This is a genomic window from Paracoccus sp. KKT209, assembly GCF_055635455.1.
In genome coordinates, this window is the sequence record NZ_CM145758.1 from 1,971,492 (window position 1) to 1,994,328 (window position 22,837).

At 66.3% G+C, this 22,837-nt stretch carries 22 protein-coding genes; 10 read left to right on the forward strand and 12 right to left on the reverse strand.

Annotated features, from left to right (window positions below; translation table 11 throughout):
• Positions 1-157: 157 nt before the first annotated feature.
• Entirely contained in the window at positions 158-1,063 is a 906-nt protein-coding gene (thyX, locus tag ACZ2G3_RS09875) for an FAD-dependent thymidylate synthase (RefSeq protein ID WP_470395684.1), read from the reverse strand.
• 156 nt (positions 1,064-1,219) lie between these two features.
• Here thyX and ACZ2G3_RS09880 point away from each other — a divergent pair, with 156 nt between their 5' ends.
• A complete protein-coding gene (locus ACZ2G3_RS09880; RefSeq protein WP_470395686.1) occupies positions 1,220-1,648 on the forward strand; it encodes a VOC family protein in 429 nt (142 codons plus the stop codon).
• Positions 1,649-1,679: 31 nt separating this feature from the next.
• Here ACZ2G3_RS09880 and ACZ2G3_RS09885 read toward each other — a convergent pair whose 3' ends face one another.
• Positions 1,680-2,135 carry a MarR family winged helix-turn-helix transcriptional regulator gene (locus ACZ2G3_RS09885; RefSeq protein WP_470399102.1) on the reverse strand — a complete coding sequence of 152 codons (456 nt, stop codon included), beginning with the start codon at positions 2,133-2,135 and terminating at the stop codon, positions 1,680-1,682.
• 172 nt (positions 2,136-2,307) lie between these two features.
• Positions 2,308-2,616: a succinate dehydrogenase assembly factor 2 gene (locus ACZ2G3_RS09890; protein ID WP_470395687.1), complete on the reverse strand. Its 309-nt coding sequence runs from the start codon at positions 2,614-2,616 to the stop codon at positions 2,308-2,310.
• Positions 2,617-2,833: 217 nt separating this feature from the next.
• Here ACZ2G3_RS09890 and ACZ2G3_RS09895 point away from each other — a divergent pair, with 217 nt between their 5' ends.
• The gene (locus ACZ2G3_RS09895; RefSeq protein WP_470395689.1) at positions 2,834-4,036 is read left to right on the forward strand and encodes a pyridoxal phosphate-dependent aminotransferase; all 1,203 of its coding nucleotides are present in this window, start codon (positions 2,834-2,836) and stop codon (positions 4,034-4,036) included.
• Positions 4,037-4,089: 53 nt separating this feature from the next.
• Positions 4,090-4,473, forward strand: coding sequence for a host attachment family protein (locus ACZ2G3_RS09900; protein WP_470395690.1), 384 nt, complete (start codon positions 4,090-4,092; stop codon positions 4,471-4,473).
• Positions 4,474-4,664: 191 nt separating this feature from the next.
• Here ACZ2G3_RS09900 and ACZ2G3_RS09905 read toward each other — a convergent pair whose 3' ends face one another.
• Positions 4,665-5,447, reverse strand: coding sequence for a 3-hydroxybutyrate dehydrogenase (locus ACZ2G3_RS09905; protein WP_470395692.1), 783 nt, complete (start codon positions 5,445-5,447; stop codon positions 4,665-4,667).
• Between the two features lie 315 nt (positions 5,448-5,762).
• On the opposite strand from ACZ2G3_RS09905, the gene ACZ2G3_RS09910 reads away from it, so the two are divergent.
• From ACZ2G3_RS09910 to ACZ2G3_RS09920, 3 genes are all read left to right on the forward strand, one after another.
• Positions 5,763-7,568: an extracellular solute-binding protein gene (locus ACZ2G3_RS09910; RefSeq protein ID WP_470395694.1), complete on the forward strand. Its 1,806-nt coding sequence runs from the start codon at positions 5,763-5,765 to the stop codon at positions 7,566-7,568.
• A 130-nt stretch (positions 7,569-7,698) separates the two neighbouring features.
• Complete coding sequence (locus ACZ2G3_RS09915) at positions 7,699-8,031, forward strand: hypothetical protein (protein ID WP_419268040.1); 333 nt, start codon at positions 7,699-7,701, stop codon at positions 8,029-8,031.
• A gap of 218 nt (positions 8,032-8,249) precedes the next feature.
• Positions 8,250-9,137 carry a cation diffusion facilitator family transporter gene (locus tag ACZ2G3_RS09920; protein ID WP_470395696.1) on the forward strand — a complete coding sequence of 296 codons (888 nt, stop codon included), beginning with the start codon at positions 8,250-8,252 and terminating at the stop codon, positions 9,135-9,137.
• Here the strand turns inward: ACZ2G3_RS09920 and xth are convergent.
• Together xth and ACZ2G3_RS09930 are read right to left on the reverse strand one after the other, a co-directional pair.
• The gene (xth, locus tag ACZ2G3_RS09925; RefSeq protein ID WP_470395698.1) at positions 9,134-9,919 is read right to left on the reverse strand and encodes an exodeoxyribonuclease III; all 786 of its coding nucleotides are present in this window, start codon (positions 9,917-9,919) and stop codon (positions 9,134-9,136) included. The genes ACZ2G3_RS09920 and xth overlap by 4 nt on opposite strands.
• 55 nt (positions 9,920-9,974) lie before the next feature.
• Entirely contained in the window at positions 9,975-10,298 is a 324-nt protein-coding gene (locus tag ACZ2G3_RS09930) for a HesB/IscA family protein (protein ID WP_470395699.1), read from the reverse strand.
• 75 nt (positions 10,299-10,373) lie between these two features.
• On the opposite strand from ACZ2G3_RS09930, the gene ACZ2G3_RS09935 reads away from it, so the two are divergent.
• The 3 genes from ACZ2G3_RS09935 to ACZ2G3_RS09945 are packed head-to-tail and all read left to right on the forward strand — an operon-like array spanning position 10,374 to position 12,888.
• Positions 10,374-11,552, forward strand: a complete 1,179-nt coding sequence (locus ACZ2G3_RS09935; protein ID WP_470395701.1) for a deoxyguanosinetriphosphate triphosphohydrolase — start codon at positions 10,374-10,376, stop codon at positions 11,550-11,552.
• 59 nt (positions 11,553-11,611) lie between these two features.
• Positions 11,612-12,034, forward strand: coding sequence for an OsmC family protein (locus tag ACZ2G3_RS09940; RefSeq protein WP_419268035.1), 423 nt, complete (start codon positions 11,612-11,614; stop codon positions 12,032-12,034).
• Positions 12,034-12,888 (forward strand): transglutaminase-like domain-containing protein, encoded by an 855-nt coding sequence (locus ACZ2G3_RS09945; RefSeq protein ID WP_470395703.1) that lies wholly within the window; start codon positions 12,034-12,036, stop codon positions 12,886-12,888. The genes ACZ2G3_RS09940 and ACZ2G3_RS09945 overlap by 1 nt, the downstream gene beginning before the upstream one ends.
• On the opposite strand, the gene ACZ2G3_RS09950 is transcribed toward ACZ2G3_RS09945, so the two are convergent.
• Positions 12,885-14,480, reverse strand: a complete 1,596-nt coding sequence (locus ACZ2G3_RS09950) for a peptide chain release factor 3 (protein ID WP_470395705.1) — start codon at positions 14,478-14,480, stop codon at positions 12,885-12,887. The two genes, ACZ2G3_RS09945 and ACZ2G3_RS09950, sit on opposite strands and share 4 nt — an antisense overlap.
• Positions 14,481-14,615: 135 nt before the next feature.
• Here ACZ2G3_RS09950 and ACZ2G3_RS09955 point away from each other — a divergent pair, with 135 nt between their 5' ends.
• Complete coding sequence (locus tag ACZ2G3_RS09955) at positions 14,616-16,052, forward strand: hypothetical protein (protein ID WP_470395707.1); 1,437 nt, start codon at positions 14,616-14,618, stop codon at positions 16,050-16,052.
• Between the two features lie 3 nt (positions 16,053-16,055).
• Here the strand turns inward: ACZ2G3_RS09955 and ACZ2G3_RS09960 are convergent, their stop codons facing one another.
• The 5 genes from ACZ2G3_RS09960 to ACZ2G3_RS09980 form a co-directional block, all read right to left on the reverse strand.
• The gene (locus tag ACZ2G3_RS09960; protein WP_470395708.1) at positions 16,056-17,726 is read right to left on the reverse strand and encodes a formate--tetrahydrofolate ligase; all 1,671 of its coding nucleotides are present in this window, start codon (positions 17,724-17,726) and stop codon (positions 16,056-16,058) included.
• A 3-nt stretch (positions 17,727-17,729) separates the two neighbouring features.
• Positions 17,730-18,155 (reverse strand): universal stress protein, encoded by a 426-nt coding sequence (locus tag ACZ2G3_RS09965; protein ID WP_419268030.1) that lies wholly within the window; start codon positions 18,153-18,155, stop codon positions 17,730-17,732.
• Positions 18,148-20,970: a TRAP transporter permease gene (locus ACZ2G3_RS09970; RefSeq protein ID WP_470395710.1), complete on the reverse strand. Its 2,823-nt coding sequence runs from the start codon at positions 20,968-20,970 to the stop codon at positions 18,148-18,150. The genes ACZ2G3_RS09965 and ACZ2G3_RS09970 overlap by 8 nt, the downstream gene beginning before the upstream one ends.
• 84 nt (positions 20,971-21,054) lie before the next feature.
• Positions 21,055-22,020, reverse strand: coding sequence for a TAXI family TRAP transporter solute-binding subunit (locus tag ACZ2G3_RS09975; RefSeq protein WP_470395712.1), 966 nt, complete (start codon positions 22,018-22,020; stop codon positions 21,055-21,057).
• A gap of 163 nt (positions 22,021-22,183) precedes the next feature.
• Positions 22,184-22,786, reverse strand: a complete 603-nt coding sequence (locus tag ACZ2G3_RS09980) for a uracil-DNA glycosylase family protein (RefSeq protein ID WP_470399103.1) — start codon at positions 22,784-22,786, stop codon at positions 22,184-22,186.
• Positions 22,787-22,837 lie beyond the last annotated feature (51 nt).

The following is a 22,837-nucleotide window of genomic DNA, read 5'->3' on the forward strand; positions in this document are numbered from 1 at the left end:
TATCGTCGCTGCACCCCTAATGACGGGCTGTGACGCCTATGTATGATTCTGGTGACGGTTTCATGACAGGCAGCGTTCCCGGCGCGGGGAAGGTGTCACGAAAAAGCCCCGCGGGCCGGGGCACGCGGGGCTGGATGGACGGGCATGTGTTAGGCTGTCAGCCCCAGACCTCCTGGAACTCGCGCCATTCGCGGGCGCCCATGCCCGATGTCTCCTGCGTCACGACCTCGCCGGCCAGGCGGCGCTTCAGCGCGGCCGCGGCCTGGGCCGACAGGTTGACCGCGTTCATCCGATAGTCGCGGAAGGCATTGAAGGCGGCCGGCACCCAGTCGCGGGTGATGTCGCACATGACCTCGGCATAGGCCCGGATCTCGTACTGCGCATGGGCATCGGCCCGCAGCCGCAGGAAATGCAGCAGGTTGTGCAAGTTCACCTTCCAGTACCACTGGGTATAGATGTTGGCCGGCAGGTTCATCCGCGCCAGTTCGCGCGCCAGCCCCTGCTGGCCCTCCTGGCTCAGCATCGCCTCGTAGTTGTCATAGCTGCGCATCGCGTCCTCGCGCAGCAGGTCCAGGACCCGGGCGGCCTCGGCGCCCTGCAGCACCTCGCCCCGGCCCTGGTTGTTCTGGCTGGACTGCGCAGCCAGCTGCTCGGGGGCCGGAATGTAGAATTCCCGGTCCAGGATCGAATACCGCGCGGAATACTCGTTCACGTTGGCGGTGCGGTGGCGGATCCACTGGCGGGCCACGAAGACCGGCAGCTTGACGTGGAACTTGACCTCGCACATCTCGAAGGGCGTCGAATGCCAGTGCCGCATCAGATAGCGGATCAGCCCCTCGTCGTTCTGGACCGACTTGGTGCCCTTGCCATAGCTGACGCGCGCGGCCTGACAGATCGCCGCATCGTCGCCCATGTAGTCGATGACCCGGACCAGCCCGTGATCCAGGACCTGATGGGCCACGTACAGGTGGTTCTCCATCCCCTCGGACACGGCGCGCAGCGTCTGGCGGGGCGTTGCGCGCAGGCTGTAGATCTCGGCCTGCTGGTCGGGCGTGAGGGGCATGGCGCAGGGTCCTTTCAGGCGGTGGGGTGGCCCTCGTCCTAAGTCAAGATCCGCCACCGGACAACCGGCATATGCGCCCGCCAGCCCCTCCGCCACAGGCTGTTGTCCGCCGGGCACGACCGTGACAGTCTGCACCCGCAAAGACAGGAGATGCCCATGAACATCCGCTATCTGCACACGATGGTCCGCGTGAAGGACCTGGACCGCACGATGGAATTCTTCCGCCTGCTGGGGCTGGAGGAGACGCGCCGCATCGACAATGACAAGGGCCGCTTCAGCCTGGTCTTCATGGCGCCGCCGGGCCAGCCGGAATGCCCGGTGGAACTGACCTGGAACTGGGACGGCGACGAGGGCCTGCCTTCGGACAGCCGCCATTTCGGCCACCTGGCCTATCGCGTCGGCAACATCTACCAGATATGCCAGACGCTGATGGATGCGGGCGTCACCATCAACCGCCCGCCGCGCGACGGCCATATGGCCTTCGTGCGCAGCCCCGACAACATCTCGATCGAGCTGCTGCAGGAGGGCGACCACCTGCCCCCGCAGGAGCCGTGGTCCAGCATGGAAAACATCGGCCACTGGTGACGGGCGGGCGGCGTAGCGACCGCCAACCCGGTCAATAGATATACCGTATCTGCTCGCTCCAGAACCGCTCGATGCGGCGGTTCTGGAGGTTCACCTGCTCCAGCGGCGGATCTTCCAGAACCCCGGACATGGAAAGTCCCTCGGCGTGGCGCAGGAAAAGCCGGTGCACCATGTCCCGGACCTGCTGCCCCTCGGGCGTCAAGCGCACCCGGACCGAGCGGCGGTCCAGATCACAACGCTCGTGATGGACATAGCCCATCGCGACCAGCTTCTTGAGATTGTAGCTGACGTTCGATCCCTGATACATCCCGCGCGATCGCAGTTCGCCGGCGGAAACCTCCGCCTCGCCCAGGTTATAGAGGATCATGGCCTGCACGGGGGTCAGGTCACCCCGATGCAGGCGTTCGAATTCGTCCTTGACCAGATCCAGCATCAACCTGTGCATCCGCTCCAGCAGCTGAAGCGATTCCAGATAGGCCTCGGTCATGTCGGGCAAGGCGGCGGATTGGCAGTGATCGACCGTCGGAAGAGGGTCGCGGGGGGCGGGTGCGAGCATGGCGCGAGATGATCCTGTCCTGTTCGTCATGTCCTGACACTGACACGAAAAAGACAATCTTCAGTTAAAGCCCGGCCCCGGCAGATGCAGATTGATGAAAACTCTAACGATCGGCGGCGAAACGGGTCGCGGCATGACGCGCGATGCGGTCCAGCATCGGCGCCAGCAGATCCGGGGCGCCCCGATCCGGCCCCGGACCCTCGCCAATCCGCGCGGTGACCCAGAGATAAAGGTCCTGGTCATTTTCGCTCAGCATCCGCTCGTAGAGGTCCAGCTCGTCCCCGGACAGCTTGTCCAGGCAATCATCAGCAAAATGCCCCAGGATCAGGTCCATCTCCTTCATGCCGCGGCGCCAGCTGCGCATGTGCAGCCGTTTCAGGCGGTGTTCGCGGGTTTCCGTCGTCTCAGCCATCGGCCAGAACCTCCTGCAAGCGTTCCATCGGGGCCGCTGTCCGCAACAGGCAGCATCCCCCTGTCCCGTCTTGCGGCCACGCCCCCTGCCCGTCAACAGGCAACCGCCCCGGGATGCGCCGCCGCGGCGATCCGCCCCTGCACGCAGCCCCGCTTGTGAGGCGGGGTCCGCAGGCGTAAGCCGGACCCAAGCAAATGCACAGAGACGAGGTTTTTCCATGGCGTTCATTTCCGGCCGGCTGGCCCGCATCAAGCCTTCGCCCACGATCGCCATGACCACCCGTGCCGCAGAGCTGCGGGCGGCGGGACGCGACATCATCGGCCTGTCCGCCGGAGAGCCCGACTTTGATACGCCTGAATACGTGCGCGACGCTGCGAAAGCCGCCATCGATGCAGGGCACACCCGCTATACCGCCGTCGATGGCACCCCTTCGCTGAAGCGCGCCATTGCCGACAAGTTCGCGCGCGAGAACGGGCTGCACTATGCGCCCTCGCAGATCACCGTGGGAACGGGCGGCAAGCAGATCCTGTTCAACGCCCTGATGGCCACCCTGGATGACGGCGACGAGGTCATCGTGCCCGCCCCCTACTGGGTCAGCTATCCCGACATGGTGCTGCTGGCAGGCGGTGTTCCGGTGATCGTGGAATGTCCGCAAAGCACCGGTTTCCGCCTGACCCCGGAGGCGCTGGAGTTGGCGATCACCCCGCGCACCAAGTGGCTGATCCTCAACTCGCCTTCGAACCCTTCCGGGGCGGGCTATGACCGGGCGCAGATGCGGGCCTTGTGCGATGTGCTGCTGCGCCATCCGCAGGTCTGGGTCCTGTCGGACGACATCTACGAACACCTGGTCTTCGACGGCTTCGAATTCTGCACCCCTGCCCGGGTCGAGCCGGCGCTGAAGGATCGGGTGCTGACCATGAACGGTGTCAGCAAGTCCTATGCCATGACCGGCTGGCGCATCGGATACGGCGCCGCACCCGAGCCGCTGATCAAGGCGATGGCCAAGCTGCAGTCGCAGTCGACATCGAACCCCTGTTCGGTCAGCCAATACGCGGCCGAAGCCGCGCTGACCGGGCCGCAGGATTATGTCCGGGACAGCCGCGCGGTCTTTCAGCGCCGTCGCGACCTGGTGGTGGCGGGGCTGAATGCCTGTTCGGGGCTGAATTGCCCGGTGCCGCAGGGCGCCTTCTATGTCTATCCGTCGATGGCGGGGCTTCTGGGCAGGACCTCGGCCGGCGGCACCCGCATCAGCGATGACGAGGCCTTCGCCAACGCCCTGCTGGACGAAGAGGGCGTAGCGGTGGTCTTTGGCGCCGCCTTCGGCCTCAGCCCGCATTTCCGCATCTCCTACGCCACCGGAGACGAGGTCCTGCAGGAGGCGGTGGCGCGGATTCGCCGCTTCTGCGAGGGCTGCAACTAGCGCGGGTGCGGCCGCGTTGGGGCATCAGACGAGCAGATCAGAAGGAACAGAGCATGTTGCCCCACAACACCGTTGTGGTCGTCGCGGACGGCCACTCTGCCAGCATCTTCCGCAACGTCGCGCGCCACGGGATCGAACTTGTCCAGATGGAGACGGTGACGCCTGCCAGCCTGTCGGATCCCGCCACCATGCCGGTGCTGGACGAGATCTCGCCCCGCGACGAGGAGGAGGCAGGATTTGCAGCGCAGTTGACGCGGCACCTGAACAAGATGGTGCTGAAGCACAAGATGGAGGATGTGGCGATCATCGCGGACCCCTCCTCGCTCGGCGTCATGCGCAAGCATTACCACAAGGAACTGCAGCTGCGGCTGCGCAAGGAAGTCGCCAAGACCCTGACGAATTCGGACATCCCCGCAATCCAGAGCGCGCTTGGCTGACCACGCCCGGATCGGAAGGAAGGGGGCGCCCCGTCATCATGGGGCGCCCCAGGACATCAGAAGATGCCGAGCACATAGAGGATCACGATCACGACGACCGGAACCCCCAGAAACCACGCAACAATTCCCTTCATCTTCCTACCTCTTTCAGTGCCTTCAGGCGAACGCCGCCTGCCCCCTGCGGTTCCCCCTCAAAGCGCCGTCCAGCCGCCGTCGACGCTGATCGTCGTGCCGGTGATCTGGGCCGCCGCATCGCTGCAGAGAAAGACGGCCGTATCCCCTAGCTGCTCGGTCGTCGCGAATTCCTTGGACGGCTGACGTTCCAGCAGCACCTTCTCGATCACCTCTTCCCGCCCCATGCCGTATTTTGCCATCGTGTCGGGGATCTGCGCCTCGACCAGCGGCGTCAGCACATAGCCCGGGCAGATCGCGTTGCAGGTGATCGCCTCGCGCGCGGTCTCCAGTCCCGTCACCTTGGTGAAGCCGACGATGCCGTGTTTGGCCGCGACATAGGCCGACTTGTAGGGGCTGGCCGTCAGGCCATGGGCGGATGCGACGTTGATCACCCGGCCCCAGCCGGCCTCGCGCATCATCGGCAGCGCGGCCGCCGTCGTGTGGAAGGCCGAGCTGAGGTTGATGGCGATGATGGCGTCCCATTTCTCGGCCGGAAAATCCGGGATGGCGGCGACATGCTGGATGCCCGCGTTGTTGACTAGGATGTCGCATGCGCCCGCCTGCCGGATCAGGTCGCGGCACTCCGCACCCTTTGACATGTCGGCGCGGACATAGCGCACACGCACCCCCAACTCCGCTGCCAGGCGGTCGGCCAGGGCGTGATCCTCGTCGCGCTCGGTGAAGCTGTTCAGGACCAGGTCCGCGCCGGCGCGACCCAGACGTTCGGCGACCCCCAGCCCGATTCCGGAATTTGACCCCGTCACGACGGCTGTCTTGCCTTTGAGGAATTGCTCGAACATCGCTAGCTCCCAGGTTGCGTTCGGCCCGGACGCAGGGATGCGGGGCCGCTGTTGCGGGTGCAGCTTGGGAAAAAAAAAGCGCCCGCACAAGGCGGGCGCAAGTCATGAGGCAGGTTTCATACAGGCAAGAAACCTATCGAGCAGTGAGTTATTTATACGCGAGGAACCGCCCGAGTCCAACACCCATCTTCCGGGCTTGGTTGACGCACCGTTGCCGAGGCTGTTGATATCGCGACCAAAGAACGACCCAAGGGGCAGCAGGCGATGCGAATCTTAAAAAACCTTAACAAATTCGCGATCAGGGGCGCCCTGCCGATGATCCTGAGCCTGGCGGCCAGTGTTGCAGCAATGCCGCTGGCAAGCCTTGCCGGCCCTGCCCATGGCATTGCAATGTATGGAGAACCTCAACTGCAGGAGGACTTCGCCCATCTGCCCTATGCAAATCCCTCTGCCCCCAAGGGCGGTGCGATTCGGATGGCGGAACCGGGTGGGTTCGACTCTCTCAAGCCCTGGATCCTCAAAGGCAACGCGGCTTGGGGCGTGGGCCTCCATGTGACCGAGTCGCTGATGATGCGGTCCATCGACGAGCCTTTCACCCTCTACGGTCTGCTGGCCGAGACAGTCGAAACGGCGCCCGACCGGTCCTGGGTCGAATTCACGCTGCGCCCCGAGGCGCGGTTTTCCGACGGCAGCCCGGTCACGGTCGAAGACGTGATGTGGTCCTATGAGACGCTCGGGACGCAGGGCCATCCCCGCTATCAAAGCGCCTGGTCCAAGGTGGCCAGCATGGAGCAGACCGGAGAGCGCAGCATCCGCCTGACCTTTACCGAACAGGACCGGGAACTGCCCCTGCTGATGGGCCTGCGCCCGATCCTGAAGAAGGCGCAGTGGGAAGGCCAGGATTTCACCCAGTCCAGCCTGGAGCCGCCGATCGGCAGCGGTCCCTATGTCATCGGCCAGGTTGATCCGGGACGCTCGATCACCTTCCGCCGCAACCCGGATTACTGGGCGAAGGACCTGCCGCTGATGGCGGGCCTGAACAACCTGGACGAAATCCGCTATGACTATTTCGGCGATGCCAACGCGATGTTCGAGGCGTTCAAGGCCGGCGAGGTCACTGTCTGGCGCGAGCTGTCGGCGCAGAAATGGGCCGCCGAATATGAATTCCCTCTGGTGACCCGCGGTGACGTGATCAAGTCCGAGATCGCGAACGAACGGCCCGCCGGGATCATGGGCCTGGTCATGAACACCCGCAATCCGATCTTCGACGACTGGCGCGTGCGCCAGGCGATGATCGAGATGTTCAATTTCCGCTTCATCAACCAGACGCTGAACGGCGGCACCGACCCGCGCATCACCTCGTATTTCTCGAACTCGGTGCTGGCCATGGACGAGGGGCCAGCGACCGGGCGCGTGGCCGAGCTGCTGGAGCCCTTCGCGGACGATCTGCCGCCCGGCACGCTGGACGGCTACAGCCTGCCCGAGGGCAGCGAACGCGCCATGGACCGCCCGGCGCTGCGCCGAGCTCAGGCGCTGATGGAGGAAGCCGGCTGGACCATCCAGGACGGCCGGATGCGCGATGCCCAGGGCCGGCCCTTCGATTTCGAGATCCTGCTGAACCAGAACGGCACCGCCATGCGGTCGGGATCGGAAACCCAGCAGATCGTCAACATCTACGTGGAGGCGCTGCGCCCGCTTGGGATCACGCCGCGCGTCACGCTGCTGGACGCGGCCCAATATGTGGAGCGCACGAACAACTACCAGTTCGACATGACCTGGTACGAGCGCGGCCTGTCGCTTTCGCCGGGCAACGAACAGCGCCTCTACTGGGGCCGCGACGGCGTCACGACGCCCGGCAGCCGCAACTGGATGGGCATGGACAGCCCCGCCGCCGAGGCGCTGATCGACACGATGGTGCGGGCCGGGACGACCGAGGAATTCACCGCTGCCGTCAAGGCGCTGGACCGGGTGCTGACCGCCGGGCGCTACGTGATCCCGGCCAGCTTCTCGCCGATCTCGCGGCTGGCCCACGCGGCCGATCTGAAATATCCTGATCGCCAACCGATTTACGGCGACTGGCCGGGCTTTCTTCCTGAAGTCTGGTGGAAGGAGGCGAACTGATGCGGATGTTTTGGGTTACCTTGCTGGCTTGTGGCATACTTGCCGGATGCAACACGGTCGCCGGTGTCGGCGAAGACATTACTGGGGCGGCCCGCTGGTTCCAGGGTGCGATCCCCGCAGGAGGTTATTGATGAAGTGGCACCATGTGCAGGAAAACTGGGCGGCCTTCTATGAGGCCATCCTCGACAAGTGGCCCGACGCCGACGAGAGCGATCTGGACGAGATCGACGGCGACCAGCGCGCCTTCGTGGCCTATCTGGCCGAAGCGACCGGCCAGGAACCCGCGGAGATCCGCGAGGAGCTGCGCGAATGGCTGACGGGCGAGATCCCGTCGGACGTCGTGATGGATCCGGGTCATGACAACCACTCGATCGCGCTGAGCGCCAAGTTCGTGAACGAGGGCGAGGACGAGTTCGCCGATGACGCCCGCTTCGGCGACGACGAACGGCAAAGCGACGAATGATGCCGCAGGCTGCCCCGATCCCTGCGGTCGGGTCAGCCTGTTCCGCACCTGCCTGCCGGTTGCGAGGCACCGCCGGTCCCTGTTTCGCAGGCAACGGCACGGACCCCTGCCCGCCCACCGCTTTCGGCAAGAATGATGCCGTTCCGGGTTGAGATCACGTCCCTCATCTGCGACACGCGCACCGCATGGGGGTTGGGCAGACGCAGGAAGGCCGGATTATGTCCAGCACGCTGAAAATCGCCATCGGCAGCATCCTTGTCGGCCTGGTCGTCCTGGGCATCAAGACGCTGGCCTGGCGCATGACCGGATCGGTCGCGCTGATGTCGGATGCGCTGGAAAGCATCGTCAATGTCGCGACGGCGGTGGCCGCGCTGGTGGCGATCCGGGTCGCGCAGCGGCCCGCGGACCAGGGACATCCCTACGGACATCACAAGGCCGAATTCTTCAGCGCCGTGCTGGAGGGTGTGCTGATCATCTCTGCCGCGCTGCTGATCCTGCGCGAGGCCTGGTTCGCCTTTCAGGACCCGCGCCAGATCCAGCAGGCCGGCGCGGGCATGGCGATCAACGCCGTGGCGGGGGTGCTGAACGCCGCCTGGTGCGCCGTGCTGATCCGCCAGGGGCGGCGGCTGCGGTCGCCCGCGCTTGTGGCGGACGGGCGGCATCTGCTGTCGGACGTGATCTCCTCGGCCGGGGTCCTGATGGGCGTGGGGCTGGCGGCCGCGACGGGCTGGGCGATCCTCGATCCGGTGCTGGCGATGCTGGTCGGCATCAACATCCTGTGGTCCGGCTGGAAGGTGATGGCCGCCTCGCTGAGCGGCTTGATGGACGAAGCCGTTCCCGCCCGGACCCTGACCACCATCCGCGAGATCATCTCGGATTGCGGCACCGGCGCGCTGGAGGCGCATGACCTGCGCACCCGCCATGCCGGGGCGGTCACCTTCATCGACTTTCACCTGGTGGTGGACGGGCAGACAACCGTGGCCGACGCCCATGTCATCTGCGACCGGATCGAGACCTCGCTGAAGGCAAAGCTGCCCGATGCGCAGATCACGATCCATGTAGAGCCCGAGCACAAGGCCAAGCACTCGGGCGTGCTGGTGGTCTAGGCAGCCAGCCGCACCCAGACCGGGACGTGGTCACTGGGCTTTTCCCCCGCCCGCACGTCGCGATCGACCCCGGCCTCGGTCATCAGGTCGGCGGCCTGCGGGGACAGCAGCAGGTGGTCGATGCGGATGCCGTTGTCGCGCTGCCAGGAGTTCGCCTGATAATCCCAGAAGGTGAAGGGCCCCCGGGTGGCCCAGGGGTCACGGATGCGGATCGCGTCGGTCCAGCCTTGGTTCACGATGCTGCGCAGCGCGGCGCGGCTTTGCGGCAGGAACAGCGCGTCCTCCAGCCAGTTCTGCGGATGGGCCACGTCGCGCGGCTCGGGGATGACATTGTAGTCGCCCAGCATCACGACCGGCATCTCCAGCGCCAGCAGGTCGGCGGCCCGCCTGCGCAACCGCTCCATCCAGGCCAGCTTGTAGTCGTATTTCGGTCCCGGCGCCGGGTTGCCGTTCGGCAGGTACAGCCCCGCGACCCGCACCGCCTGCGCACCGACCACCGTCGCCTCGATATAACGGGCCTGTTCGTCGCTGTCGTCGCCGGGCAGTCCGCGGGTCACGTCCTCCAGGGGCAGGCGCGACAGGATGGCCACGCCGTTGAAGCCCTTCTGGCCGTGGGTCTCCACGCTCCAGCCCAGGTCCTGGAAATGCTCGCGCGGGAAACCCTCGTCCACCGACTTGATTTCCTGAAGGACGACCAGATCGGCGTCGGTCGCCGCCAGCCAGTCGGTCAGCGCCTGGATGCGGGCCTTGACGCCGTTGATGTTGAAGCTTGCGATTTTCATGGCCGCATCTTTAGCGGCCGGCGGGGGATTGGCAACCGCATCCCACCGCAGCCCATCACATCGAAAAGGACGTCCCGCAGCCGCAGCTGCTGGTGGCGTTTGGGTTTTCGATCACGAAGCGCGCGCCGATCAGCTCATCGGTGAAGTCGATGACAGCCCCGGCCAGATAGGGCAGCGACACGGGATCGACCACGACCTGCTGCCCCGCGCTTTCGAGGACCAGGTCGTCCGCCTCGGGACGGTCCAGGCGGATGTCGTACTGGAACCCCGAACAGCCGCCGCCCGACACGGCCACGCGCAGCGGCACAGGGTCCTTGCCGGCGTTGATCTGGGCCAGGCGTTCAAAGGCGCGGTCGGTCACTTTGGGGGGCAGGTTCATGGGGCGTTCCCGTTTTCGTCCGTAGGCATCAAATATAGGGTCTGGCCCTGCAACCCGCAAGGAAGGCCACAGCCCTTGACCTCGACACCCGCTTCCCTGGCGCCCTATGCCTGCCATCCGCAGGACAGCCGCGGCCGCCTGCATCCGGAACAGCTGTCCACCTTCCGCTCGCCTTGGCAGCGGGACCGCGACCGCATCATCCATTCCAGCGCCTTCCGGCGGCTGAAGCACAAGACGCAGGTCTTTGTCGAACATGATGGCGACGCCTATCGCGGCGATTACTTCCGCACCCGGCTGACCCACACGATCGAGGTCGCGCAGGTGGCGCGCACCATCGCCGGCGCCCTTGGTCTGAACACTGACCTGGCCGAGACGGTCGCGCTGGCGCATGACCTGGGCCACCCGCCCTTCGGCCATACCGGAGAGGACGCGCTGGCCGAGCTGATGGCCCCCTATGGCGGCTTCGACCACAATGCCCAGGCCCTGCGCATCGTCACGCGGCTGGAGCGCCACTATGCCGATTTCGACGGGCTGAACCTGACCTGGGAGTCATTGGAGGGCATCGCCAAGCACAATGGCCCCGTCACCGGGGACCTGCCCTATGCCCTGGCCGAGGTGAATGCGCAGTGGGACCTGGAACTGCACACCAATGCCAGCGCTGAGGCGCAGGTGGCCGCCGTCGCCGATGACGTGGCCTATAACCACCACGACCTGCATGACGGGCTGCGGGCCGAGCTGTTCACCGAGGCGGAACTGTCCGAACTGCCGGTGATCGGTCCGGCCTTCGCCGAGGTCGACCGCCTTTATCCGGGCCTCGACCCGACCCGCCGCCGCTACGAGGCGCTGCGCCGCGTCTTCGGCGTCATGGTCGAGGACGTGATCGCGGTCGCCCAGAACCGCCTGACGGGGCTGCAGCCGCATTCGGCGGATGAGATCCGCAACATGGACGGCCCGATCATCCGCTTTTCCAAGCCGCTCTATCAGAACATCAAGGCGATCAAGTCCTTCCTGTTCCAGCGCATGTATCGCGCGCCTTCAGTGGTGGTCGAGCGCACCCGCGTGACGCAGATGCTGCACGACCTCTTTCCGCTCTATCTGGACGACCCGCAGATGATGCCGCCGCAATGGGCCGAGGCGGCGGCGCTGCTGCCCGACCAGACGCAGCGGGCGCGCCATGTCCTGGATTACGTGTCCGGCATGACCGACCGCTATGCCATCGCGGAACATCAGCGGCTGATCGTCGCGGCAGGGTGAACCCGCAGCCCGCCGACCGCGTTGGGGGCGATCAAGGAACCCCATCAAAGGATGTCACGATGATCACCCGTACCGGATCGGCGAAATGGGAAGGCGGACTGAAGGAAGGCAAGGGGCAGGTTTCGACCAAGTCGGGCGCGCTTGACGCGCAGCCCTATGGCTTCAACACCCGCTTCGAGGACAAGCCCGGCACCAACCCCGAGGAACTGGTGGGTGCGGCCCATGCCTCGTGCTTCTCGATGGCGCTGGCCATGATGCTGGAACAGGAAGGCATCACGGGCGTGTCCATCCAGACCACCTCGGACATCTCGATGGACAAGGAAGGCGACGGCTTCGCGGTCAAGAAGGCCCACCTGACCACCACCATCACCGCCGATGCGGACGAGGCCAAGGTCATGGAAGTGGCCGAAAAGGCCAAGGCCGGCTGCCCGATCAGCAAGCTGCTGAACGCCGAGATCACCATGGACGCCTCGGTCGCCTGATGCGCATCAGGGTCGGCCATGAATTCCGGGTCACGGTCGAACAGCCGACCCCTCTGATCTGCCTTGTCGCCCCCGAGGCGGCACGGCATCCTGAGTTTGTTTCCCCCGAACAGGTGACCACCACCCCCGAGGTGGAGATCCACGAATATCGCGACCGGTTCGACAATATCTGCCGGCGGATGATCGCGCCTCCGGGCGAATTCGTCCTGTACGGGGACGTGACCCTGAACGATCGCGAGGCTTGGGACGACATAGACCCCGAGGCGCGGGAAATGGCGGTCGAGGATTTGCCCGACGAGGCGCTGATGTACCTGATGCCCTCGCGCTATGTCGAAAGCGACGTCCTGTCCCAGCAGGCCTGGGACCTGTTCGGCAATGTGCCCGCAGGATGGGGCCGCGTGCAGGCGGTGCTGGATCACGGGCACAAGGTGCTGCGCTTTGACTACGGCACCGCGTCGGTCTTTCGCACCGCGAACGATGCCAGCCAGGGCGGCACGGGCGTCTGCCGCGACTTTGCCCATCTGGCGCTGGCCTATCTGCGTGCGCTGAACATCCCGGCCCGCTACGTGAACGGTTATGTCGGCGATATCGGCGTGCCCAAGGTCGACGCGCCGATGGATTTTGCCGCCTGGATCGAGGTGTTCCTGTCGGGCCGCTGGTGGACCTTCGATCCGCGCAACAATGAACGCCGGCTTGGGCGGGTCGTCGTGGCCCGAGGGCATGACGCGGCGGATGTGCCGATGCTGTCCAGTTTCGGGCCGCACAGGCTGACCGGATTCAAGGTCTGGTGCCACCCGGTCGATGACCGGGGGCAGGAACTGGACGGTATGGCCTTTGGGCAGATCGGGCGCTAGACCATCATCTCCTTGGTGGCGGTCAGCCTGAGGTCGGGATGGTCCCGGCCGATGCGGTCGATGTCCCATTGCAGGCGCGTCAAAAAGACCAGGTCGCCGTCATGGTCATGGGCCAGGTGCTGCTTGTTGGCGTTGGCGAATTCCTCGACCTTGTCCTTGGGGCCGCCCACCCACCTTGCGCTGGTGAACTGGCTGCCCTCGAAGCGGACGGGGATGCCGTATTCCAGCTCGATCCGGCTGGCCAGCACCTCGAACTGCAGCGCGCCCACGACACCCACGATGAAGCCCGACCCGATGGCGGGCTTGAACACCTTGGCCGCGCCCTCTTCGGCGAACTGCATCAGCGCCTTTTCCAGGTGCTTGGCCTTCATCGGATCGGTCGCCCGCACCGATTGCAGCAGTTCCGGCGCGAAAGACGGGATGCCGGTAAAGCGCAGCGCCTCGCCCTCGGTCAGGGCATCGCCGATGCGCAGCTGGCCGTGGTTCGGAATGCCGATGATGTCGCCTGCCCACGCCTCCTCGGCCAGTTCGCGGTCAGCCGCCAGGAACAGGACCGGGTTCGACACGGCCATCGGCTTCTTCGACCGGACATGGACCATCTTCATGCCGCGCTCGAAATGCCCCGAGGCCAGGCGGACAAATGCCACGCGGTCGCGGTGCTTGGGGTCCATGTTGGCCTGCACCTTGAAGACAAAGCCGGTGACCGGCGTCTCCTCGGGCGCGATCTCGCGCTCCGCGCTGTTCTGGGGCTGCGGCGGGGGCCCGTATTGCGCGATGCCCTTCATCAGCTCCTGCACGCCAAAGCTGTTGATCGCGCTGCCGAACCAGATGGGCGTCATGTGCCCTTCCAGGAACGACTTGCGGTCGAAGGCGGGCAGCAGCTCGCGCGCCATCTCGACTTCCTCGCGCAGCTTTTCCAGCAGGTCGGCGGGGATGTGATCCGACATGCGCGGATCGTCCAGGCCGTTCAGCTTGATCGATTCCGCCACCTTGTTGCGGTCGGCGCGGTCCATCAGCTCCAGCCGGTCGTTCAGCATGTCGTAGCAACCGATGAAGTCGCGCCCGACGCCGATGGGCCAACTGGCAGGCGCCACGTCGATGGCCAGGTTCTCCTGGATCTCGTCGATGATCTCGAAGGTGTCGCGGGATTCGCGGTCCATCTTGTTGCAGAAGGTCAGGATCGGCAGGTCACGCAGCCGGCAGACCTCGAACAGCTTGCGCGTCTGCGATTCGACGCCCTTCGCGCCGTCGATCACCATGATCGCCGCGTCCACCGCCGTCAGCGTGCGATAGGTGTCCTCGGAAAAGTCGCTGTGGCCCGGCGTGTCGACCAGGTTGAAGCGATGCCCGTCGAAATCGAATGACATGGCCGAGGCCGAAACCGAGATGCCGCGGTCCTGCTCCATCTTCATGAAGTCCGACCGCGTGCGCCGCGCCTCGCCCTTGGCCCGCACCTGCCCGGCCATCTGGATCGCGCCACCATACAGCAGGAACTTCTCGGTCAGCGTGGTCTTGCCGGCGTCCGGATGCGAGATGATCGCGAATGTCCGGCGGCGGGCGATTTCGGGCGGAAGATCGGGGCGGTTGCTCATGCGGGGGCTTTACCGCGACCACGCGCCGGGCGCAATTGCCGCCATGCGACGTGTATTTGATCCACTTGTCTGCATCTAGAGGTTGCAGCTGGACGCGGCCTCGTCAACATGACCCCAGAGGGGAAAGGATCGCCGATGGATGGATCGCTGGAGCAGTTGATGCGGCTGCTGTCAAACAGGGGCCTTGAATGGCTGCGTCAAAAGATCATGGATCTGCCGGACCCCTGCCCTGTCGATCATCCGGGCCTTGGCCCCCTGGCGCTGGCGGCGGGCTGCGCACCGGTCCTCAGCGGCCTCCGCGGCCGGATCTCTCCCTTGGAGGTGATCGTGCTGCGGCGCTTCAAACCCCCGCTGCTTCGGCAAGCCGCGCAGCGTGTGCTGGCGGGTGAGCGAAGCCCGCCGATGCTGGACCTGGTCCTTGCCGGCGGCCTGGTGGACCGGACGGACCCGGTCTGGCAGCTGGCCTGCGATACGCTGGCCGAAGACGCGGACCTGCCGTTGGCGCATCGCCTGATGCTGTCGGACGATCCCGACCTCATCTCCCGGGCCGAGACGCTGCTGACCACCCAGCCCCCGGCCTGGACGCTGACCCCCTGCCACGTCCAGCGGGTGGCAACCCTTGTGGCGGCGCTCTATCGCCACGGCGCGGTGCGGCCCCGGCTGTCGCACGCGCGCCAGTTCAGTGCCATCTTCGACCATCTGAAGGCGCTGGCAGTCTGGGCCCAGGCGGACGGATGTGCGCAATCGGTGGCCCGCATCGCCTTTTGCCTGCGGCTGGTCGACCCGGACCACGACATCGCCGACCTGGTTGCGGACCTGATCCAGATCCAACGGCCCGACGGGTCCTTTCCGCCGCGGCTCGGGTTTTCAACCTCCGACCAGGATTTCGCCGATGGGGTGGAGGCGACGCTGCTGGTGGTCATGGCCCTGCATCTGGCGGCCTATCGCCGCTGGCACGGTCCGCCGCCTGTCTGGCTGAGGCCGCAACCGCTTCAGGCCGCAGCGACAGAGATTGCGGCCGCTCTGGCAGCAACGGCCGGTGACGGCCCGCTGCACCTGCACGCGGCGGCCAGCCTGACGCGGGCGACGGGGCGGGACTGGTTGGCGCGCGCGGCCCTGCCTGCTCTGCCGGTGGAGCCCGCCCGGCTGCAGTCCCTGGCGCAGATCAGCTTTCGCGATGCCTCCGTCGCGCGGCGGCTGCGCAGGCTGCTGGGGCTGAGCCCGGATCGGACCGGGCTGCAGGACACCCCCGCCCAGGTCGAGATGGCTTGGCTGAGGGGCAGCCCCGTCTGCCTGAAAGGGCACCTGCCCGCGACGCTCATGGCCCAGTGGCAGCGGGCCGCGGCAGATGATGACCGGGCGGCGTTCCGCGCGCTGGCACGGATCGCCCTGCATCACCAGTCGGACCTCCCTCCGCCGGAGGTCCGCCAGATGGCGCGGCGCATGGCATCCGCAGCCCTGGCCGACTGTGCGGCCGGGGCGGATGCGGCTGTGCTGCTGGACCACCTGGACGACGTGATCCTGCTGACGCAGCTGCTGGAGGGGGAGAGTCCGGTCGCCGTCGCCGCCTGAGCCCTAGAACAGCCCCTCGACCCGGCCCTGATCATCCAGGCCAATGACCTCGGCGGCTGGCTGCCGCGGCAGGCCCGGCATCGTCATGATCTGCCCGCAGATGGCCACCACGAAGCCCGCGCCCGCGTTCAGCCGCACCTCCCGGACCGGGATCACATGACCCTCGGGTGCCCCCCGCAGATCGGGGTCGGTGGAAAAGCTGTACTGGGTCTTGGCGATGCAGACCGGCATCCGGCCGTGTCCGGCGGCTTCCCAGGCCAGCAGTTGCTCCTGCACGCCCGGCGCCGCCTCCACTCGGGCGGCGCGGTGAATGCGCGTGCAGATGGTCTGGATCTTTTGCCACAGCGGCATCTCGTCGGGATAGAGCGTGCGGAAATCCGCCAGATCACCCTCGGCCAGCGCCACCACGGCATGGGCCAGATCCTCGGCCCCTGCCCCGCCTTCGGCCCAGTGGCGGCACAGAATGGCCTGCACGCCATGCCCGGCGCAATAGTCGCGCAAGGCCGCGATCTCGGCCTCGGTGTCGCCGGAAAAGTGGTTCAACGCCACCACGACCGGCAGGCCAAAGCTGCGGATGTTCTCGATATGCCGCCCCAGGTTGGGACAGCCACGGGTGACGGCCGCGACATCCTCGGCCCCCAGATCCGCCTTGGCGACGCCCCCGTTCATCTTCAGCGCCCGGATCGTCGCCACCAGCACCACCGCCGCAGGGGCCAGCCCGGCCAGGCGACACTTGATGTTCAGGAACTTTTCGGCTCCCAGATCGGCCCCGAAGCCCGCCTCGGTCACGACGTAATCCGACAGGCGCAGGGCCGCACGGGTGGCGATGACGCTGTTGCAGCCATGCGCGATATTGGCAAAGGGCCCGCCATGGACCAGGGCCGGGTTGTTCTCCAGCGTCTGGACCAGGTTCGGCTGCAGGGCGTCCTTCAGCAGGACCGTCATCGCGCCATCGGCCTTCAGGTCGCGCGCCGTCACCGGCTGGCGGTCGCGGGTATAGGCGACCACGATGCGGCCAAGCCGGTCCTGCAGGTCCGCCAGGTCGCTGGCCAGGCACAGGATGGCCATGACCTCGGACGCCACGGTGATGTCAAAGCCCGACTGGCGCGGAAACCCGTTGCCCGGCCCGCCCAGGCCAAAGACCACGTCGCGCAGCGCCCGGTCGTTCATGTCCATCGCGCGCCTCCAGGTGATGCGGCGGGTGTCTATCTCCAGCGCATTCCCCCAGTGGACATGGTTGTCGATCATCGCGGCCAGCAGGTTATGCGCCGCGGTGATGGCGTGGAAATCGCCGGTGAAGTGAAGGTTCATGTCCTCCATCGGCACGATCTGGGCATGTCCGCCCCCGGCCGCACCGCCCTTCAGGCCGAAATTCGGGCCCAGGCTCGCCTCGCGGATGCAGACCGTCGCACGCTGTCCGATGCGGTTCAGCGCGTCCCCCAGGCCGACGGTGGTGGTGGTCTTGCCCTCGCCCGCAGGGGTAGGATTGATCGCCGTCACCAGGATCAGCCGTCCCAAGGCGCGCCCTTCAAGGCCCGCGATGGCCTCGTGCGTGATCTTGGCCTTGTCATGGCCATAGGGCAGGATCTGGCGGTCGGTCAGGCCCAGCACCTGGGCAATCTGGTTGATCGGGCGCTTGGACGCCGCCCGCGCGATCTCGAGATCAGTCGCCATCGGTCAGCGCACCACCATCACTGACACGGGGGAGTGCCGCACCACGGCATTGGCGTCCCGGCTGACCAGGATGCTGCGCAATTCATCCGGCTTGTCGCTGGCCATGACGATCAGGTCGGCACCGTGCCGGGCCGCGGCCTTCAGGATGGTTTCCGCGACATGACCATGCCCCACATGGATGCGGACCCGGCTTTCATCCGGGAAATGCCGGGCGGCAAAGTCGTCCAGCGCCTCCTTCATGGCCTGCAGGGCCTTCTGCTCATACCCCTTGGGCAGGAAGGTGGCGACCATCGAACTGCCGAAATCATGCACGATGCCCAGCAGGTGGATGATGCCGGTCTCTCCTGCCAGCCGCCGGGCGACCGGCAGGGCCTTTTCCCAGCTTTCGGGATGCTGAAGGTCGACGGGCAACAGGACATTGTCATGCATGGCGCGCATCCTTTCCGGACTGGGAGGTTTCGGCGGGACCGGCGCGGCGGCGCTGCGCCCAGACCAGCAGGCCCAGCAGCAGGAAGGCCGGGACATAGATCCAGTAGCGCGAGGGCGTGGCGACCGGCGCCTGCACCGCCAGGATCGTCTGATCCCAGTCCAGTCCGGCCTCCTGCGCCGGGCTGTCGAAGGCCACGTTGTCGATGACCGTGCGGTCGCCGTCCTGGATCAGCTCGATCCCCGCGGCGGCCAGGCGATCCGCGCCCGTCTCGCCGGCGGGCACCGGCAGCAGTGCCGCGAATTCGACCGGCGTGCCGATGTCGTTCAGCCCCGAAATGCGCAGGCGCAACCCCTCGCCCGGCGCGCTGTCCTCCAGCGCCTGCACGAATTCCGAACCCGGACGCTCCTCGAAGGGAGGATAGGCATAGCTCCAGAAAAAGCCCGGACGAAAGATCGTGAAGGCGATCAGCAGCAGCGCCGCGCTTTCCCAGATGCGGTTGCGCACCAGGAACCAGCCCTGCGTCGCCGCCGCAAACAGCAGCATCGCGATGGTCGCCGTGACAAAGACAAAGATGCCCTGCGCCCAGCCCACGTCGATCAGCAGCAGATCGGTGTTGAAGATGAACAAGAAGGGCAGCGCCGCGGTCCGCAGGCTGTAGAAGAAGGCCACCACCCCCGTGCGGATGGGATCGCCCCCCGACACGGCCGCGGCGGCAAAGGACGCCAGCCCCACCGGCGGCGTCACATCCGCCATGATGCCGAAGTAGAAGACGAAGAGGTGCACCGCGATCAGCGGCACGATCAGCCCGTTCTGCTGCCCCAGGGTCACGATCACCGGGGCCAGAAGGGCCGAGACGACGATGTAGTTGGCCGTCGTCGGCAGGCCCATCCCCAAGATCAGCGACAGGACCGCCGTCAGCGCCAGGATCGCCAGCAGGTTGCCGCCCGACAGCACCTCGACCACATCGGCCAGGGCAGAGCCGACGCCGGTCTGGCTGACGGCGCCCACGATGATGCCCGCCGTGGCGGTCGCGATGCCGATGCCGATCATGTTGCGCGCGCCCGAGATCAGACCGTCCACCAGGTCATCCGCACCGGAGCGCAGCGCGCGGCCGGTGCTGGTATTGCCGCTGCGGTCCGCGCCGCGCAACCACACCATCAGCGGGCGCTGCGTCACCAGGATGAAGATCATGTAGGCCGTGGCCCAGAAGGCCGACAGGCCCGGCGACAGCCGGTCCACCATCAGTGCCCAGACCAGCACGACCACCGGCAGGATATAGTGCAGGCCTGACCGCACCGTCGGCCCCGGCAGGGGCAGTGCCGCCACCGGCGCATCGGGATCATCGATCTGCAGCGGCTCTTCGCGCGAGGCGACCCACAGCAGCGCGACATAGGCTGCCGTCAGCAGGGCAAAGACGACATAGGGCGAATTCGCGCCAAAGGCCGGCCGGATCCAGCCCATGCCGTAATAGACCGCCAGCGACAGCGCGCAGATGCCCGCGATGACGAAGGCGCCAGTCAGCAGGCGCTGCAGAATCGGCGGCGGCGTGTAGGACCGCGGCAGCCCTTCCATCCCCGCCTTCATCGCCTCCAGGTGGACGATATAGACCAGCGCAATATAGCTGATCGTGGCCGGCAGGAAGGCGTGCTTGACCACGTCAAAATAGGGGATGCCGACATATTCGACCATCAGGAAGGCCGCCGCCCCCATGACGGGGGGCATGATCTGGCCGTTGACCGAGGATGCGACCTCGACCGCGCCGGCCTTTTCGCTGGAAAAGCCCACCTTCTTCATCAGCGGGATGGTGAAGGTTCCTGTGGTGACCACGTTGGCGATGGAGGATCCCGAGATCAGGCCGGTCATCGCGCTGCTGACCACCGCCGCCTTGGCCGGTCCGCCGCGCATGTGGCCCATCAGCGAAAAGGCTACCTGAATGAAGTAGTTGCCCGCCCCCGCCTTGTCCAGAAGCGCGCCGAAGAGCACGAAAAGGAAGACGAAGCTGGTGGAGACGCCCAGGGCGATGCCAAAGACACCCTCGGTCGTGATCCACTGGTGGTTGGCGACCTCGGTCAGCGAATTGCCCCGATGCGCGATGATCGAGGGCATGTAGGGGCCCAGGAAGGTATAGACCAGAAAGACCGTCGCCACGATCATCAGCGCGGGGCCCAGGCTGCGGCGCGTGGCCTCCAGCAGCAGCATCAGGCCGATCACGGCCACGACCAGGTCCTGGCGCAGGGGCGCGCCGACGCGGCGGCCCAGTTCGTCGCTGTAGTAGAACACATAAAGCGCGGCCGCCGCCGCGGTCAGGGCCAGCAGCCATTCCCACAGGGGAACGCGGTTCTTGGGGCTGCCCAGCAGGATGGCCGCGATCAGCGCCAAGGCGATCAGCCCGATCCACCAACCGGGCATGTCGCCCGGCGCGCCATAGATGAACAGGCCCGACAGGATCAGCGGCACGCCGATGCCCAGACCCAGCTGGAAGGGGGACCGCTCGGCCGGGTAGGCCATGAAGGCCAGGAACAGGGCGAAGGCCAGGTGGACCGCGCGGGCATCGGTCGCGCTGATGATCGCGAAATCCAGCATGAAGGGCAGAGGCGAGGCGATCCACAGCTGGAACAGTGACCAGCAGAGGGCGACCGTCAGGATCAGCTTGCCGACAAGGCCCGGCGGCGTGCGCGCGCCGGTGTCGGAGGAGGCGACCAGTTCGTCCAGCTCCTCCTGCGACAGCTCGCCCCGGCCGGCGGCCTGCATCTCGACGGCGCTGGCCTGCTGCTGAGGCGTCGCGACCTTCTTGGTCTTGTCGGTTTCGTTCATCACGGCTCCCCCTGCAAAGCGTCTTGTTATCCTTGGCTCATGATGAAAGGGCGGCCCCGAAGGACCGCCCCGATCAACGCCGGATCACTCGATCCAGCCGCGCTCGCGGTAGTAGCGTTCGGCGCCTGCGTGCAAGGGCGCGCTGTTGCCGTCGGCGATCATCTCCTCGGGCTCCAGGTCCGCGAAGGCGGGGTGCAGGCCGTTGAAGCGATCGAAGTTGTCAAAGACCGTCTTGACGACCTGGTAGACGGTTTCCTCGGGCACATCCTCGGAGGTGACGAAGGTGGCCTTCACGCCGAAGGTCTCGGTCGGCTCGTCATTGCCGGCATACATGCCGCCGGGAATGGTGACCTTGGCGTAATAGGGGTTCTCCTCGACCAGCTTGTCGATGGCCTCGCCCGCAACCGTCACCAGGCGCGCGTCCACGGTCGAGGTCGCTTCCTGGATCGAGCCGTTGGGGTGACCCACGGTATAGCTGATCGCGTCCACCTGGTTGTCGCCCAGGGCGGCCGACTGTTCCGCCGGGCGCAGTTCGGACGCCAGCGCAAAGTCGTCCATCGACATGCCCATGGCGTCCAGCACGATCTCGAACGTCCCGCGCGAGCCGGAACCGGGGTTGCCGACGTTCACGCGCTTGCCGGCCAGATCCTCGAAGTTCTCGATGCCGCTGTCGGCACGCGCCACGACGGTGAAGGGCTCGGGATGGACGGCAAAGACGGCGCGCAGGCCCTCGAAGGCGTCGCCCTCATAGTCCGAGCTGCCGTTATAGGCATGGTACTGCCAGTCGGACTGGGCGATGCCCATGGTCATGTCGCCGGCCTTGATGGCGTTGATGTTGGCGATCGACCCGCCGGTGGCGGGCGCGGTGCAGCGCAGGCCGGTTTCGGCGGTCTCGCGATTCACGAGGCGGCAGATCGACTGGCCGACGACATAGTAGACGCCGGTCTGTCCGCCGGTGCCGATGGTGATGAACTGCTCCTGCTGGGCCATGACCGGACCGGCAGCCAGCGCGAAGGCGGTGCTCAGCAGGATCGGTTTCAATTTGCTCATACGGCTTCTCCCTTGGTTTTTCGGATGGACAAATGCCAAAGGCATCCATCCTGCGCAAGATCGCGTGGACGTTACTGAAATTGGCAAGATTGAACAATGCCAGAAGCATGAACCGCCGGGTTTCGGCGATGGTTCCGCCATCACGCGCCCAATTTGATGGTTTTCAGGAACCGGCGGAGGGCGCTTCCGGACCCAGCTGGGCAGCCACGGCCTGACGCAGCTCGGTCAGCAGCTCGGCCCCGAACCACGGATTGCTCCGCAGCCAGCCGGTGTTGCGCCAGCTGGGATGGGGAAGCGGAAAGACATGCGGGCCATGGCTGCGCCAGTCGCGCACCGTCTGGGTCACGTTGCGCGCGCCCAGGTGCCAGCGCATCGCGTGCCCGCCCACCAGCAGCGTCAGGCGCGGCTGCAACTGCTGCATCACGCGGTCACGCCAAGTGGCCGCGCAGATCGGCGGCGGCGGCAGGTCCGACCCCCTGGCGTCATAGCCCGGAAAGCAGAAGGCCATCGGCACGACCGCGATGCGGCCCTGGTCATAGAACTGCGCCTCGTCGATCCCCATCCAGTCCCGCAGACGGTCCCCCGACCGGTCGGTGAAGGGCCGGCCGCTCTCATGGACCCGCGCGCCCGGCGCCTGCCCCACGATCAGGATGCGCGCGCCCGGCCGGAACCACGCCACCGGGCGTGGCGAATGGCGCGTGGCGGTGGCCGCAAAGCGGCCCTCGCACAGGCGGCAGGCGCGGATCTGGTCGATCAGGGGTATCATGACCGCCACTTAGTCTAAAAATCGCCCCAAAGAAGACTCGCGGCATCATGA